Genomic DNA, 15,833 nt, shown 5'->3' on the forward strand with positions numbered 1-15,833 from the left:
TGTTTACTTATTTTGGTAGTTCGTTGATTGTTGATTCATTTAGCATCTGCAAGCGCCGAGAAACTTCGTCATCTAGGGTCATGCTTTCTATTTCAGCTTGGAGTTTTTCGGCGGGGTTTTCTGACATTTCTGCTAAAGCGTTTGTCCGCAGATTTCGTCTTTCAACTGCACTTTTAGCTTTTTCAAAATCACTTTTCGCTGAACCAATATCAAATTCATTATTGACTTTGGCAATCATTGCTAAAGCCTCGTTCACTTCTGACATATCTTTCATATTTTGCATATCAGCTTTATAGGCTTCTAGCTTCATACGTTCCCGATTTAGCTTTTCTTTAGAAGCATTTACAGATATTTCTGCTTGCTTGACCATTTCCTCCAGTTTGGGCAAAATCTCCTCTGTCTGAATTGCTTTAGTTATCGCCATCCGCGCAGCTTCGGGGTTTCCACTTTGTTGGGCAATCTTTGCTTGCTGCTCTAAAGTTCGTAATTCTTTGACTTTTGTTTCGTATTTATTCTTGGCAGTTTTATAAGAACCTTCTTGCATAGCGACGGCTTGAGCTAGCTTTTGCACTGATTCCTGCATTGATTGCAGCGATTCTTCCGCTACGGCTACCGCAACTTTACCGCCAGATTCCATCGGCATTCCCCATAACCAATTCCAGGTACTAACTATGGTTCGCCCAGCTTTTTCGCCCATTAACCAGTAAATAGCTTTTCTCATATCAAATACCCATCTAACTAAGAATGGTTTATGCTTTCCACTCTTATTAGATTTACACCCGGTATTTTTATCTTTATGAAATCACTAGACTTATTGCATAAATATTTTTTTGTGTCGCGCAAAGGCGAGCCAGTCCGTTGCTTTGGTTCCCAAAGTTGTAGCAACTGGTGTGCAAAGACGCAAACAAGACCGCAAAAATTAGGACTTTTGCATTCTTACTCCATGAACGAACGCTCACAAAGAACTATGAAAATTTCTTTCCCTAATCCCTATTTTCAATTGGTGGTGCGTGACGCTATAAATCTTATTACTACGTTCAAAATCATCACAGTGCCACACACCCTACAAAAAAATTTGGTGTGGTAAACTTACTAGAGCAAAATATTCAAACCTAGTAAATTCGTTGTTGTTGAAAATTTTGATTTACTTATTTACGCCTGTTTCAATCATTACAAACCTACTCTAGTTTATTTTGCCGTTCTAGAAAAAAATATGCCAGTTGCGTAAGTCCTATAAAAATCAGTTAAACTCAAGCTGCAAAAGCTTTGTTGTCTTTCAGGTCGGCAGCTTGGGAGTAAAACCGTTGTGGATGAACAATTAAAAAAACTAATTGACGAGGTATGCTGCTATCGTGACCCTAGTCCAGAGAGGCAGAAAGCATTAAATAAGCTGCTGATGGTAATTCAGCAACTACCGGGAATTTTTAAATCTTCTCACCAAGATTATTTGGAGGCCTTGAATCAAACTTGGGAATGGGTTAGCAGGAAAATTTGTACATTTGAGGCGCGATCGCTTTCTTATCAAAACAGCTTAATAAATTGGATTAACGGTTATCTCAAGTGGCGCATTAAAGATTTGTATACGCCAGACAGTAGATACACCATTAGCTTAGACACCCCGATCCAAAATGATGAAGGTGACGAAACAACGCTCAAGGATCGCTTACCTACTATGACTTTGGATTTGCTGGAGATCAAGATTGCCCAAATCCAAGAAATGGAACATCGGCGTCTTGGGAACCTGATTAGGCAATATATTGAGCAAGATGAAGACGGTAAATTAACAGCCTCTCATCCGCGCAAACGTCCCGAATGCCATTGTCAGTTATTGGCTATGCAGTTACTTCTACAAGAACCGCCTCATAAAATCGCTGATATTGCCAGAGAGTTAAATATCAACAATCAAACTCTTTATTCTCACTGGAAGAGTCATTGCCTTCCTATATTAAAAGAAATTGCTATGAATTTTGGATACAACCAATGAGCAGCACCCAACCACAAATTTTACACGTCCCACTTCCCCAAAATGCTCATCGCTGGGCTGAGGAATTTGCCGCTGAACAAGAAACTCCCCACAAGGGCAAACAAGTTTACTTAAATACTCTTGCTGTTTATGCCGTTCACAGTTATCTCAAATGGTTGAACGTGGAGACAGCACTGAATCAAGGTGACAGTTGGCACCGGGGTTTGAGGGCCATTTTTGATGTTGCTGACTTGGTTTTACCTGGTGTTGGCAAACTTGAATGTCGCCCGGTGCTACCTGGTGAAGAAGCGATCACTTTACCTCCAACTCCTTCATCAGACAGGATTGGTTATGTGGCGGTGCAATTCCGTCAGGAATTGGATGATGTAGAGTTGTTGGGATTTGCCCCCATTACCGAGGCGACGGCATCAACGCAAATACTCCCAATCGACCAACTACAATCACTAGATGTGCTTATAGACACTATTCATCGACGTTCAATATTAGTTAATCTACGGCAATGGGTGACGGGTGTCTTCCATCCAGATTGGAAGCCTTCAGAGTTCGTACTTACTAACAATTTTAGAGGCACAAGTACTGTCACCCGTAGTGCTAATTCTATCAGCCGGGCGAAAGTGATTAATTTGCCAAGGCAAGTACTGTTATTGGTACAGTTGACTCCGACAAATAGTGAAATTTTTGATATTCGTCTGCGAGTTTATCCAGGTGATGATGCTGTGCATCTGCCACCTAATTTACAACTAGTTGTCCTGGATGCAGCGGGAAATGTTGGTATGTCAGCCCAAGCTAGAAATGCCGATGACTGGATGCAACTAGAATTTATTTGCCAACACGAAGAAAAATTCAGTGTGAAAATAGTATTAGAGGAAACAAGTCTGGTTGAAGAGTTTGTTGTTTAAGAGCATTAAACACAAGGAAGACAACTATGGCGATCGTCAAATTGAAACTCAGACGCAATTCACCAGAGGGGTTCTCAGTGACTCTGACGGTGAAAGAATTGGATGAAGAAATAGAAGGGTTTTTGCCTCCCTTACCGCCAGAATTAGCATCATCTTTTCGTCAATGGCAGTCAGCCTATCGTCAAATTGAAGGTGTGCGGTCTTATATTGCGCCTGCGCCTGGGTTACGTCTCACTCCCAAAACAGTAACTAACTATTCTAACGCAGAGAATACTTTAGCAGTAAAAGACTACCTAAATCAATGGCTCAACTCTGGTGATATTGGCTGGCAACCGATTCGGGATAGATTAATAGCGATCGCACAACAATTGCATTCTTCCAATACTGAAATTCGTGTCATCATTGATGCCAAAGATATTGATTTGCGCCGTCTCCCTTGGCAAGAATGGAATTTATTTGAAGAACATTATCCCCAAACCGAAATTGCCCTCAGTGCGCCCAAAAATTTAAATAAACAAATAAATCAGCTAGTTCCTCAAAGTACAAATATCAGAATATTAGTTACCGTTGGTAGAAGTGACGGTATTAATACAAAAGAAGATTTAAAACTAATTCAGGAGTTAGAGCAAGATGGTGTAGAAATACTCTGTCTCATGCAACCTAATCGAAAGGAATTGTGTGATGCGCTGTGGGATGAACAAGGCTTTCATATTTTTGTGTTTACAGGGCACAGTGGGAGTCAAGAAGATGGGCAGATAGGTTGGATTGAACTCAACGACCAAGATAGCTTGAGTATTGAAGAGTTTAAAGAAGCTTTGAAGCAAGCTATTCACAAAGGATTGCAATTAGCGATTTTTAATTCTTGTGATGGTTTGGGATTAGCTAGTCAACTTGCACAACTACATTTACCACAGATGATTGTCATGCGGGAACCAGTGCCAGACCCGGTAGCTGTGGAGTTTTTGAAATATTTTTTCCAAGAATTCACCCACAATAATCCACTGTTTACGTCTGTGCAAAAAGCCCGTAAACGTTTGGAACATTTTAATTATGATTACCCTGGCGCAATTTGGTTGCCTACAATTTGCATTCAACCAAATGTAGAACCTCTAACTTGGCAAAAACTGCGTCATAGTCCTTTAAAAGAACCAATTCCTCAAAAGCCAGAAAATCCAATTCATCAACCCAAGAAAAATATCCAGCCGTGGGTATTAACAGGCTTAGTGGGTGTATTTGTTGGCGTAGTCGTTGGTGTAGCTGTTGGTGTTTTATACTTCGCGCAAAAAAAAGTTTATTCCGATTTCAGTTCAGTTACCACTCCTGAAGGAACGTGGCGATATGGTGGCAGCACATCTTGGGCACCAATTCGCAAAGATATAGACCCAGAAATCAACAAAGTCCATCCGAAATTCGAGTTGCTCTACACCGAACCTATTAATGGTACGCCAGGTTCTGGCGCAGGAATTCGGATGTTATTGAAAGGACAACTGACATTTTCCCAATCCTCTCGCCCGATCGCCGACCGAGAGTATAAACAATCCCAACAACAGGGAATGACACTCAAACAGATTCCGGTAGCTTTGGACGGATTAGCCATCGCTGTTCACCCCGATTTGCAAATTCCCGGACTCACCGTGGCACAAATCAAGGATATTTATACTGGTAAAATAACTAACTGGAATCAGCTTGGTGGGCCAGACTTAAAAATTACTCCCTATTCCCGTCATTTTGAAGACGGAGGCACTGTAGAGTTTCTAGTTGACAATGTTCTCGGTCAAGAAAAATTGGGAAGTAATGTAGTATACGTTCACGATACCACAGACGCTCTAAAAAAATTAGCTAAAGATCACGGTGGTATTTACTACGCTTCCGCGCCAGAAGTCGTTCCCCAATGTAAGATTAAGCCACTAGCGATTGCTAAACAAGGAAACAGTTTTGTTGCTCCTTATAAAGAACCGTTGATAAAAGCCGAACAATGTCCACAGCAGCGGAACAAGTTGAATATCGCAGCTTTTAAAACAGGTCAATATCCAATTACGCGCCCCATGTTTGTGATAGTCAAACAAGATAACAACAGTTTAGAACAACAAGCCGGTGAAGCCTACGCCAACATGTTATTAACAAATAGGGGACAAGAACTGATTAGCAACGCTGGATTTGTGCGTATTCATTGATTTATAATTCGTAACCTGATGTACAGTGACTTTTTATTTGACGTAATGCAAAATTGCTGTCATTGAAACTGTAAGGTTTGTACTCAAGGAGCTTAAGCCTAAAAGTAACAGGGAAAGTTACAAGCTATATCAACAGTAATAGTTGCAGGACTAAAGTGGGTAAGGCTTAATTTAATGGCAAGAATTTGTCTTAACGCCATTTAATTTGTCACTGTACACTTACATCCTACATCCCTATACACCTTACCTAAACCTTTGGTTTTTTAGTCTTGCTACGCAAGCATTTATAATTTTTTTGAATACTTTTTAAAATCCTTATCTTTACAAACTAGAAAACAAAAATAGTTAATTAGCAGACTCAACCTTTAAATGATTATCAATATAAACACGGACATTCTAACAATACAACCAGCAAATAGCTAGATTAGCTACAAGATAAGTTTGATAACATTAGCAAGGCATACAGCTAATAACAGTTCTATTAATTGAAAATTTACTTTTGTTACTTAACTTCATGGGTAATGTTGTCATTAATGTTAGTATAAACACTGAAAAATTTTAACCAAACTTCGGGCAACTTCCATGAGGCAACAAAAAAAACGCTCACAGCATTTAACATCTTTAGCTGTAGGCTGGGCGTTAATGCTATTAGGCATACAAAATAGTATCTTTACCAAAGCTGCTGTTGCCCAAACAAGCACTATTCAAGTTGATAATACCTTAGGTACTGAAAGTTCTATTTTTATCCCTGATGCTGGTAGTATTAATAATTTACCTGTAGATGCGATTATTGGTGAAGCGCAACGAGGTCAAAATCTTTTTCACAGCTTTCAACAATTCAATGTCAGTGCAGGACGAGGAGCTTATTTTTTAACTGATAGCGGTATTCAAAATATCCTAGCCCGTGTCACTGGCAACAATGTTTCACAAATTTTAGGTACATTGGGAGTTTTTGGTAGCAATGCCAACTTGTTTTTAATCAATCCTAATGGGATTATTTTTGGTGAAAATGCTCGTTTAGATGTAGGTGGTTCTTTTATTGGTACTACTGCTAATGCAATTGGATTTGGCAATCAAGGATTGTTCAGTGCTTCGCAAAGTAATATTCCTTCACCATTACTCACAATTAATCCTACGGCATTTTTATTTAATCAAGTTCCTCAAGGTGTGATTGCCAATAGAGCATTTGGCTCAGAATTATCAAACTTTCTAGATATAGCAGAACTGACAAATGACCTGATAGATAAAATACCTGGCGGCTTGAGTGTGCCTGAGGGACAGAGTTTGATTTTACTTGGTGGTGATGTCAACTTAGAACACGGCGAGGTTGGGACTTTTGGAGGAAGAGTTGAGATTGGTGGACTGTCAGCACCTGGAACAGTTGGGTTAAATATTGATGGTGGTAACTTCAGTTTGCAATTTCCTCAAGGAATCCCACGCGCAGATGTTTCTTTAAGTAATGAATCTACAATTTATACATTTCCTAACGGTGGCGATATAGCTATCAACGCCCGAAACTTGAATCTTTCGGGAGCTAGTGAAATTGATACAGCTTTATCATCGGAATTATCTACTTTATTCTCTTTCTTTTCTGGACAACCTTTTAACAGATTAAATCCAGGTGCTGGAGAGATAAACATCAATGCCACAAACTCAGTCAATCTTCAAAATGAGAGTTTTATTGGTCATGTCATACTCGGAGATACTTTTAATCAAGGTGGTGGCATTAGGATTGCAACAGGTTCTTTAAATGTTCAAAATTCAGGTATAGGTATTTTTAGCTCTGGACAGGGTAATCTTGGTGATGTAGATATTCAAGCTAGCGATCCCATTTCTCTAAATGGCGTATCTGGTACAGATGATTCAGTGATCAGTGGTATATTTGTAAACTTGTTACCTGGGGCTGTTGGTCAAGGCGGCGACATCAGGATTACAACAGGTTCTTTAAATGTTAGTAATGGCGCACAACTGAATACTACTACCCTTGGCTCAGGCAATTCTGGAAGCATAATTGTCCAAGCAAGAGATAATGTGATATTTGATGGTGCTGATAGCGGTATCGGTAGCTTTGTTGCACCACCAGTGCTAGTAGGTTCGCAAGGTAACGGCGGTAATGTGGAAATTACAACTGGTTTGCTCACTCTCACCAATGGTGGCTTAATCAATACCTCAACTTTTGGCCGAGGAAATGCTGGAAACGTAACTATTAACGCCCGCAATACAGTTAATATTGATGGTCAGGGAAATGAATCGAATCCTTCTAGGATTATCAGCTTTGTCGGCCCAAAAGAGCTAGGAACAGAAGGTAATGGTGGCAATGTCAAAATTACAACTGGTTCATTCAATGTCATTAATGGCGGCCAAATCGATACTTCAACTTTGGGACAAGGAGATGGGGGAAGTATAACTATTAATGCCCGCAATGCAGTTACTATCAATAACCAGAGTACAATTGGTAGCGTCGTCGGCTTTAACGTTGCTAATAAGGGAGGCGATGTTCAAATCACTACTGGCTCTTTATTTCTTAACAATGGTCAAATTAATACTGCCACCATTGGAAGAGGAAAAGCCGGAGATGTTAATATTCAAGCTACTGATTCATTTACAGCCACTAACACTGGTGTGATCGGTACTTTCACTTTAGGAAGTGGCGATGCTGGAAATGTAACTATCAACGCTAACAATGACGTATTTTTTGATAATTCTAGTGGGGTAATTACAGGTGTAGTTGCATTAGGTGATATCCTCAACAAATTCGGTACATCTGGTATTGATGAGAGTGTTTTAAATAATATCAGTTCTAATGTAGGGGCAGCAGGCAAGATAGATATCTCTGCTCGGACTATTAAACTTGATCGCCGTAGCTTTCTATCAACAATAACCACCTCTGGTAATGGTGGAGATATTGGCTTGCAAGCACAAGACTATTTATTGCTGCGTCGCGGCAGTAGTATTGTTGCTCAAGCAGGGCTTGTCGGTGATGGTGGTAATGGCGGTAATATTACAATTAATACGCCGTTTCTCATTGCTGGCGCAGGCGAAAATACTGACATAGTTGCCAATGCTTTCTCTGGGAATGGGGGTAAAGTTGAGGTTAATGCTCAGGGAATTTTTGGCTTGCAAGTTCTCAACCGTGCAGAAATAGAAAAATTACTAAATAACGCTAATGTATTCAGTGCTGATCAATTACCAACAAATGACATTGTGGTTTTTTCGCAAACAAACCCTTCTTTGAATGGGGAAGTAGCACTTAATACACCAGATGTTGACCCTACTCAAGGATTAGTGGAGTTACCGACAAACGTAGTTGATTTATCAAGAATAGTGGAGCAAAACTGTTCTGCTTTTAATGGTAAAACTGGTAGTCAATTTATTGTTAGTGGACGCGGGGGTTTACCTGTTAGTCCTAATGAAAGCTTAAATAGTGAGGTAGTGTGGTCAGATACTCGCTTAAGCGTTGCTGCCAAGCCACAACACAATTCTAAAACTCAAGCTACTCGCACACTGCCAAGTACTACTGATAATGTGCCGATTGTACCTGCTACTGGTTGGGTGAGCGATCGCTTTGGCAAAGTTACTCTGATTGCTCAAAACCCTAATGTCTCACCCTTGCGCCCTACCCCCTGCACAAGAGCTAGGTCTACACAGCAATTTTGAGTTGGTGAACTACTAGATTCTGACTTTGCGATAACCTTCACCACTGAGAAATTCATCATTAATTAAGGACAAAATTTTATCGACATCTTTGCCCTTATTGGCATAACTGGCAGGGTTTCGAGGATCTTTCTTGTTTTCCATACCGAATTTCGCGTTATGAGAAATTATTTCATCTTTATGTTCTTCAATCCAATCACGGACAAACAAACCGTTGCATCTGGATAAATCTCTCAATGCTTGGTTGGTCACGGCGAGGCGATCGCCATCTCCAGTGGCAACAGTATCGTTATATTGACAGATTGCCAAATAAGACCTGCGAATTTTTTCGACTGCTGCCCCTTGTACCTTGCTACCCCAAACTTCAGCATCAGTTTTAGTTGTCCAGTCAATTTCTTCCTTGGGTGGAGGTGGCGCAACTGCATTTAAGGCCACAGGGTTAATGGCCGATGGCATGGTTTCACCTATGCCTACCTTATGAAGCATCTCAATAATTTTCTTTTCTAGCCAGGACTCCAATTCTGTGGCATTGAGTGTGACCATAGATGGTTGCTTTTGGGTGGTTTCCATTGCGGCTAGTTGTTGTTGTAATTGGTTATTGGTTGTTTCTAATTGTTGATTGTGTTGCTGTAGGGAGTTATTAGTTGTTTCTAACTGTTTAACTTGAGCTTGCAGTTGAGTTACTTGTTGCTGAGTCTGTTGAAGGTTATTGCTGACAGACAAACTGTCTTTATAGGACTGAATTAATTTAGTAATAACTGATTGCTGATTTGGGGCTTCCCATTCCTCTTGAATTTTGCGGATAGCTTCTAAATCCGTTGGCAGTACCCGAATAGAGGAGAGTTTTTCATTTTCCATGTTAGGTTTTTCTCGTGTGGCTAAACTTGGGAATGTTACTGGCTTAGTGGTGTAGTAATCGGCATAGCCTAAAGTTGTCACCAGGTGTTGTAAATCTCCGTCATTAGGATTTTCTTTGACAAAGTGACCAGCTAACCTTGCAGCATGAAGCATTTTAGAACCGATTGAGCCAGAGCAATCACGCCCTGTTGCTAACGCTAAATATGCGGCTCTGAGTGCTTTACAATTGGGCTGTTCTTCACCTGAGCGTATAGGTAATACTGGATTTTCCCCGCCAAAATAATCTCGGACTACCCGATTGAGTGAACCATTACGGCGGCTATCAATCGCCCGATTTTGCGCCTCGATATCCTTGGGATATTCTTGTATCACCTCTGCCAATAATTTCTTAGTTGATGGCTGCTGCCGTAACCAATTCAATTTCTTAATCACATAACTGGCTTCATAAAGTGTTGCAATCGGGAAAACTGGATTTTCACCTCGTTTTTTGCCCTGGCCAGTAAACATGACTTGGTAAGTTTCGCCCTTAATTGCTGCAAACTTAGCACGGGCGACAATTTCATGTGGCCTACGTCCTGTCGCCGCAATTAAGCCTACGGCCACTTTATGAATGTCTTGGCTGTCTAAAAGTTCTCCTGCCACCCCAAAATAAGTATCTGGGTCAATTTCTCGCCCTTGGCTTTTGAGGCGATCGCTCACTCTTGTGGTCTGGTTACGCTCATCCCAATCTTTATCGTCAAGTCCACATAGCAGTAAAGCGTAGTGCTTTAATTGATAACCTGTGACATTGCCTTGACCATCATGCTTAGGTACAGATGTAGCATTTTTTCCCTGTTCTAGAGGGATTAACTTAAACTTTTTGTAAAAACCAACCTTGCTCAATACCGTACCCAAGCTATTAATGTTGTAGCTAGTATTCTGATTTAACCACTGATTAAACTGTTCGCAATATGGTCTAATTTCTTCTAGACTTTGCAGATTCTTGGTTGCCTCAAATAGCTCATTTACCTTATCTTGCACTAATTTAGACATGGTTGCTTACTATCTAACTTGTTATTACTAATTTAACTTAACCTGTTCATTTATACAAAAACTAGTTAAAAACTTATCACTAAAACATAATCTGAACAAATAAGCCAAACTAATAAGGATAGCTAAAACAAATTGCTGGCTATTAATCTACAAGAGCTTTGCTTACCGCAAATGATTTTTTAACTCAGAATTCCTAGTTTTATGGTTGGTTTTACAGCTTGCTGGTTACTTTTGAAAGCGGATCGATGATCAGCGATCGGTTTTGGAATAGCAGGAATAGATGTAAACCTGCCAAAGCTTTGTTGCATCTTGCGTTTTTTAATTGCGAATTGGTATTAAATGTAGTCTTCGTCTTCACTAACATGAAGAGTGTTACTAGCCACTTGCTGCATTTGTACTGGTAACGGTGATTCAGTATTTCTGCCCTTACCTTTTGGCGAAAGCCCGAAATAATCAACTAAAGCAATATTTACAACTTCTTGAGCAGTCAAACCAGAATGCTGCATTTGGGCTTCGATAATGGGTTTAATACTTGCCCATAAATCAATACGTAGTCTTTCTTTGCTCATATGATTACCTCAAAAACTTCAGGAGAAAGTGTATTGCAAGCGTATTCATGTAACTTTTTCACATTCATGAAAGGAGCAGATTGGTTGAAAACGTAGCCTTTTTTGTGGAAATTCTGATCAAGATAAGGAAGTAATACACCTCCACCAATAACTACAATCCGATCTCCCGCTAGTTGAAACCGATCTACTTCTGCAATCGGCTCCTTGAGATATTGTGTTGACCAATCTTTGAGACATTCTTTGTAAGCTGTAGTGATGTTGGTAGCTCCATTGCCCAAGCCATAAAAAATCTTGCCTTCTTGTGGATTCTCAATTCCTCTGCGAATCAAATCAATTTCTCTATCTAGCCCTAACACTCTGATGGTGGGATGTTCGTAAATCTTTTTATAAAGATGCTGAACACCAAATTTATAAGGAACTGAACGATAAATTACATTCCCCTCGCTATCAAAGCGGGTAACAATACTTGTGCCATTGCCAATATCTAGTAGTGTTGTGTTGCTATTACCTGTTGGCTTAAAGATGTAGCCTTCGTCAAAAATTCTGATAACGTGAATGGCTATTGTTGTTTCTTGTCCTTTAATAATGGCTTGATGAATGCCTTCTAAATTTGCTTTCATCTGTTGGCCAAACACTTGTGCATCATGAATCGATGCCACTACTCTAAAATCCCAACGTTTGCGCTGAATTGGGAGATAAGCTATGGCGGATAGAAATAGAGGTAGAGCTAGTTTAGCCTTGCCATCACTACGGTTATCAAATACTTGATTACGAATATCCAACACAGCCGCATCATCACCACACACCCAAATCTGACCTTCTAGTGTTTTGGCATACTTATTAGCTAGTGGTGCTTGCTGATAAGTAACACGAGTTTTACCTTGATGGTCATTGTGGCACTTGGTAACATCCACATAGTAAGAAGGAAAACGGATGTAATCAAAGTCTTGTCCATGACCAGATATTTTTAGCTTGAATGCACCATTACCGCAGTCAAGCCCGACATTATAAGGAAATACTTGCTTATTCATTTTCACCTCTGTTAAACCTTGTCCTTCTTGTGCCAATCTGGGTCAGAGCGTCTCTGTCTAGGGCTGATTGGTGGTATTGATAGCTAGGCATCTTTGACCCGATTTGAGTTGATGTGTCCCTGCTTGGGACATTAAGTTAAAAATGTTGAGCTAGACATTAACAACTTATCTACATAAAAAGATATCGAACATTTACTAGTTGTTTTCATGAGAATTCACTTAATAAAATAAACAGGATTTATTAATTTTTTTCAGTCAAGATAGTAAAAGTATATTAACATCAATAAACTCTAAAATAGAAAAGCTCTAATCAAGCCTTGTTAATTTAACTAATAAAAAACTGTGCTAACAACAGCAGCAACCTACCCCCTACTTATGTAAAACAACAGGTGCTATAAACTATGCTAAATTAAGCTTTTCAGGTTCGCTCTGTTGCTGACACACAATTAGCATTCTTTACAGCAACCTCCAATCTTTAGGTAATTACTATTAGTTAATTAAGTCTGAGGCTTTATAGTTATGCTTACAGTCTTTACATTGATACTTTTGAATAGGCTGACGGCTTTGGGTTTTTCCATTCAATTTAAAGTTCTCAGAACCGCATTCTGGACACTGGATTTTAGTTGATAAAACTTGCTCTGTGGTTGTTAAAGAAGGCGATTGATTAATATTAATATTTAAGCCATTGTAAGTATTTGTACTCATTACCTCGTGATAGTCATAGCTATCAAAAGCAGGTAACTGGATGAATTGAGGTATTCCTGTTAGAGGTACTGCTAAAGCGAATCTATAAGCAGCAGCATCCGTATAAACATCCAACCCCAACTCTTCATTCATGCGATCGCAAAATTCTTGAATCTTGCGGTACTTCTCCCGTAGACGATTTTTATCTTCTGTAGTGATGGTGGTTGCTTTGTCCAACCAGATACCAGCATTTGAACCGATATGTAGTTGTACAGCGTTATTCCATTGAGAGTGAGACATCCCTGGTATTGTGTTGGCATCAGCAGCCTGACCAATGTAAATCACGCCTAAATCTTGGTGTGAACCTTGCGATAACGAATAAACCACCAAGTCCTTAACTGCGTAACCATCACTCCTGTACTTGGCAATAGTTGAATCAATCTCATCAAAAATGTAAAGGATAAATTGATTATTCCCCTTCTTGGCTTTGGTGCGGTCGTCCAATAGCTGACATAGTTCTTTCATGCCCTCTACATTATCCTCGTGGCTCGTGCCAGCCTTGGGCATATCCCAAAAATCTTTCTTAGAGCCATGCTGAGGATCATAGAGGCGAATTTCACCTTTACCCTGGCGAGATTTTATGATTGCCAACGCCAGATTTTTGGCTGTCGGTGATTTACCCCCGGTGCTGCCAGCCGTAATTCTTACCCGTTCCCAACGCCGAACATAGCTTTCAAACTTTTTGGCTCCTATCCATAAAGCGTCGATTTCCTCTCGTGATACATCTTTCTTTTTAGGATGTCGTGTTTGGATGTCCAAAACCGCATGGCCGCCCCTAGTATTAAGCTTGAATTCAGGCGTGTTAATCGCTCCCGATACTTCCTTAAGTTTCTGCGGCGCATCGTTAGTATTCAGAATATCAACACTAATAAATCTCGAACCGTTACGCCCGACATGGAACATGAGTTTATATCCAGTTTCGTTATCATCCCAATCGATAGCGTCTAAGGTAATGCCAGCACGATAGTAATAATCAATAATTGCATTGCCGACTCTCGATTGCTCTACTGCGGCGGGAAAGCGATGAGGCTTACTCGATTGTTCTAGCTTTTTCTGTAACCCTAAAATATGTTTTTGTAATTCTTCTATCTGTTCGGCTTGACTCATGCCTTCATCAACAATGCTCTTAAAATCTTCTTGGTAGCCAGTTATCACAGTTTCAGCTACAAGGTTAAATTCTTGTTTGATTGCTTCAAAGTTATTCTGGTAAGTTCTGACGATTTCCTGATTTTTAGCTTGCCATGAAGCGTTTAATTCTTGGATGATTTCTTCATGTTCATTTTTGAAAACTACTTCATCAAATTCTCTTGTCAAATAAGTTATGACAGATTTATAAGCTTTGACTTTTAACATTGAGCCAGTAGAAATAATCTCATGCTGCATAGCCAAAGACATTTCTATTAAGTCTTTGGCGTTTGTTTGGCTAATTATTGTGCTAACTTTGGCAGCAAATAATTTGATGATTACATCAAATTGGTTGCTCAATGCTGACCAATCCTTATTTAGATTAGGATATCGTCTGTTGAGAGAGCTAATTAGAGCATTCAACCCTGACTGAAACTCTTGAAAACTATCTTGCATTATTTCTGTCGCTGTTTCTCCATTAGCAACTTGCAAAGATTTAATTTGAAGCCGATAATTTTCTAGTTCTTTTGCCAGAGTTGCCAGACTAACTTCTAATTTTTCTTTCCCTTGAGACAAGATTTTGTATGCTAAAGCAGAGTTAGCCAAAAGACTTTCTTTATTTGTTAACTCTGCTTGTTGGCAAAGGTTTAAATCTCGTTCAGCTTTTAAATTTATCTTTAAATTATCAGCTTCATTCTCAAGATTTAGTATTTTTCTCTTGCAGCACTTCTCAGCTTTATGGGTAATTAATTCGGCTGAAACTAATCCACCTATAGAGGCAGCAATTATCCAGTTTGTCAAAGGCTTGGCAGGTGTAAACCATAAAAATACACCTAGAGAGGCTGTACCTAAAGAAGAAATAATTACACGGTTTTTTAAATCTTTAAAGTCGCTCATTCTGCTGTTTCTCCCTCAACTTCAATAGCTCCAATTTTGGCATCTAATTGATATTTAGCTAGTTGTACTTGCTTAATTCTTGATTCACCAAGCGCATATTTTTCTTGCCAGAAACGTTTACGCTGGTCAGTTTCATTTCTCAAACCTTCTAGAGTTACTTGCTCATGAACTAGTTTTTCACGGGTTTGGTCTAACTTGGTCAAACCTATTTCATATTGAACTTCAGCCGTTTCAAACTGAGTCAATTTAGTATCTGTATTCACCTTGGCTATACCATAATCAATGGCAGCTTGAGTCATTTTCTCGGATTTCACACCAGTCTTAAGAACATCAGTATTTAGGTCTAAATTTGCTCCTACTACTCTTAATGTTTGTCGCTTCTCTTCGATGCTTTCAACAATTGCATCTGCCTCTAACTTTGAGGTTCTAGGTAATGTAGAGCTATCAACAAATAAATCACCTGCTAAAAAACTTTGCGGCTCAAATGTTGGTAAAGATAACCCGCCATAAGCATCATGAGACTTAATAGTTGTAGCAGTTTTAGAAGGGGCAATTAGGATAGATTCAACTACATTGCCAAAAGAATTTGTGACTGTTCCGATAACTGTAGTTACATTTTTAGGAGAAGCTTCAACATTTTTAGTTGTATCAGCAATTTTTTGAGCAGCTTTCTGTAGAGTAGTAGCTTGGTTATCACCCTTAGATTTCAATCTTTGCCTTGTTCTCTTGTCAGCTTCTTGGGCAGTTTTAGCAGATGCTTTTTCTCCTGTAGGGTCTGTGATTGGATTTTTCTTTGGCGGCATAATGTTAGAATCCTTTTTGTATTATCTCTGGCGGGATTTTACTTAGGCACAGGAGCGAACGCA

10 protein-coding genes are annotated in these 15,833 nt (G+C 39.6%); 4 read left to right on the plus strand and 6 right to left on the minus strand.

All coding sequences use genetic code 11. The annotated features are described in order from the left end of the window. Positions 1 to 7: 7 nt before the first annotated feature. Positions 8 to 721 carry a PspA/IM30 family protein gene (locus tag H6G69_RS18580; protein ID WP_190690446.1) on the minus strand — a complete coding sequence of 238 codons (714 nt, stop codon included), beginning with the start codon at positions 719 to 721 and terminating at the stop codon, positions 8 to 10. Positions 722 to 1,306: 585 nt separating this feature from the next. Here H6G69_RS18580 and H6G69_RS18585 point away from each other — a divergent pair. The 4 genes from H6G69_RS18585 to H6G69_RS18600 all read left to right on the plus strand — a co-directional run bounded on the left by H6G69_RS18585 (position 1,307) and on the right by H6G69_RS18600 (position 8,714). Further along, a complete protein-coding gene (locus tag H6G69_RS18585; RefSeq protein ID WP_190690449.1) occupies positions 1,307 to 1,984 on the plus strand; it encodes a hypothetical protein in 678 nt (225 codons plus the stop codon). Then, complete coding sequence (locus H6G69_RS18590) at positions 1,981 to 2,883, plus strand: DUF1822 family protein (protein ID WP_190690450.1); 903 nt, start codon at positions 1,981 to 1,983, stop codon at positions 2,881 to 2,883. Before H6G69_RS18585 ends, H6G69_RS18590 begins: the two co-directional genes overlap by 4 nt. A gap of 26 nt (positions 2,884 to 2,909) precedes the next feature. After that, positions 2,910 to 5,057, plus strand: coding sequence for a substrate-binding domain-containing protein (locus H6G69_RS34695; RefSeq protein ID WP_190690453.1), 2,148 nt, complete (start codon positions 2,910 to 2,912; stop codon positions 5,055 to 5,057). Between the two features lie 582 nt (positions 5,058 to 5,639). Continuing rightward, positions 5,640 to 8,714, plus strand: a complete 3,075-nt coding sequence (locus H6G69_RS18600; RefSeq protein ID WP_190690456.1) for an S-layer family protein — start codon at positions 5,640 to 5,642, stop codon at positions 8,712 to 8,714. Positions 8,715 to 8,726: 12 nt separating this feature from the next. On the opposite strand, the gene H6G69_RS18605 is transcribed toward H6G69_RS18600, so the two are convergent. The 5 genes from H6G69_RS18605 to H6G69_RS18625 form a co-directional block, all read right to left on the minus strand. Continuing rightward, on the minus strand, positions 8,727 to 10,601 hold the full coding sequence (locus H6G69_RS18605; RefSeq protein WP_190690461.1) for a protelomerase family protein: 1,875 nt from the start codon (positions 10,599 to 10,601) through the stop codon (positions 8,727 to 8,729). A gap of 335 nt (positions 10,602 to 10,936) precedes the next feature. After that, on the minus strand, positions 10,937 to 11,170 hold the full coding sequence (locus tag H6G69_RS18610; protein WP_190690476.1) for a hypothetical protein: 234 nt from the start codon (positions 11,168 to 11,170) through the stop codon (positions 10,937 to 10,939). Further along, positions 11,167 to 12,201 (minus strand): ParM/StbA family protein, encoded by a 1,035-nt coding sequence (locus H6G69_RS18615; RefSeq protein ID WP_190690478.1) that lies wholly within the window; start codon positions 12,199 to 12,201, stop codon positions 11,167 to 11,169. Before H6G69_RS18615 ends, H6G69_RS18610 begins: the two co-directional genes overlap by 4 nt. Positions 12,202 to 12,690: 489 nt before the next feature. Beyond that, positions 12,691 to 14,967, minus strand: a complete 2,277-nt coding sequence (locus H6G69_RS18620) for a hypothetical protein (RefSeq protein ID WP_190690482.1) — start codon at positions 14,965 to 14,967, stop codon at positions 12,691 to 12,693. After that, positions 14,964 to 15,770, minus strand: a complete 807-nt coding sequence (locus tag H6G69_RS18625) for a hypothetical protein (protein WP_190690490.1) — start codon at positions 15,768 to 15,770, stop codon at positions 14,964 to 14,966. Before H6G69_RS18625 ends, H6G69_RS18620 begins: the two co-directional genes overlap by 4 nt. Positions 15,771 to 15,833: the final 63 nt, after the last annotated feature.

Origin of the sequence: Nostoc sp. FACHB-110, from assembly GCF_014697425.1 — a bacterium.
Lineage (GTDB): Bacteria > Cyanobacteriota > Cyanobacteriia > Cyanobacteriales > Nostocaceae > Nostoc_B.

Excerpts from the sequence above, each read along its gene's own strand:
- H6G69_RS18600 (WP_190690456.1), top strand. The coding sequence starts at position 5,640 with ATGAGGCAACAAAAAAAACGCTCACAGCATTTAACATCTTTAGCTGTA.
- H6G69_RS34695 (WP_190690453.1), top strand. The coding sequence starts at position 2,910 with ATGGCGATCGTCAAATTGAAACTCAGACGCAATTCACCAGAGGGGTTC.
- H6G69_RS18620 (WP_190690482.1), bottom strand. The coding sequence starts at position 14,967 with ATGAGCGACTTTAAAGATTTAAAAAACCGTGTAATTATTTCTTCTTTA.
- H6G69_RS18590 (WP_190690450.1), top strand. The coding sequence starts at position 1,981 with ATGAGCAGCACCCAACCACAAATTTTACACGTCCCACTTCCCCAAAAT.
- H6G69_RS18580 (WP_190690446.1), bottom strand. The coding sequence starts at position 721 with ATGAGAAAAGCTATTTACTGGTTAATGGGCGAAAAAGCTGGGCGAACC.
- H6G69_RS18605 (WP_190690461.1), bottom strand. The coding sequence starts at position 10,601 with ATGTCTAAATTAGTGCAAGATAAGGTAAATGAGCTATTTGAGGCAACC.
- H6G69_RS18610 (WP_190690476.1), bottom strand. The coding sequence starts at position 11,170 with ATGAGCAAAGAAAGACTACGTATTGATTTATGGGCAAGTATTAAACCC.
- H6G69_RS18625 (WP_190690490.1), bottom strand. The coding sequence starts at position 15,770 with ATGCCGCCAAAGAAAAATCCAATCACAGACCCTACAGGAGAAAAAGCA.
- H6G69_RS18615 (WP_190690478.1), bottom strand. The coding sequence starts at position 12,201 with ATGAATAAGCAAGTATTTCCTTATAATGTCGGGCTTGACTGCGGTAAT.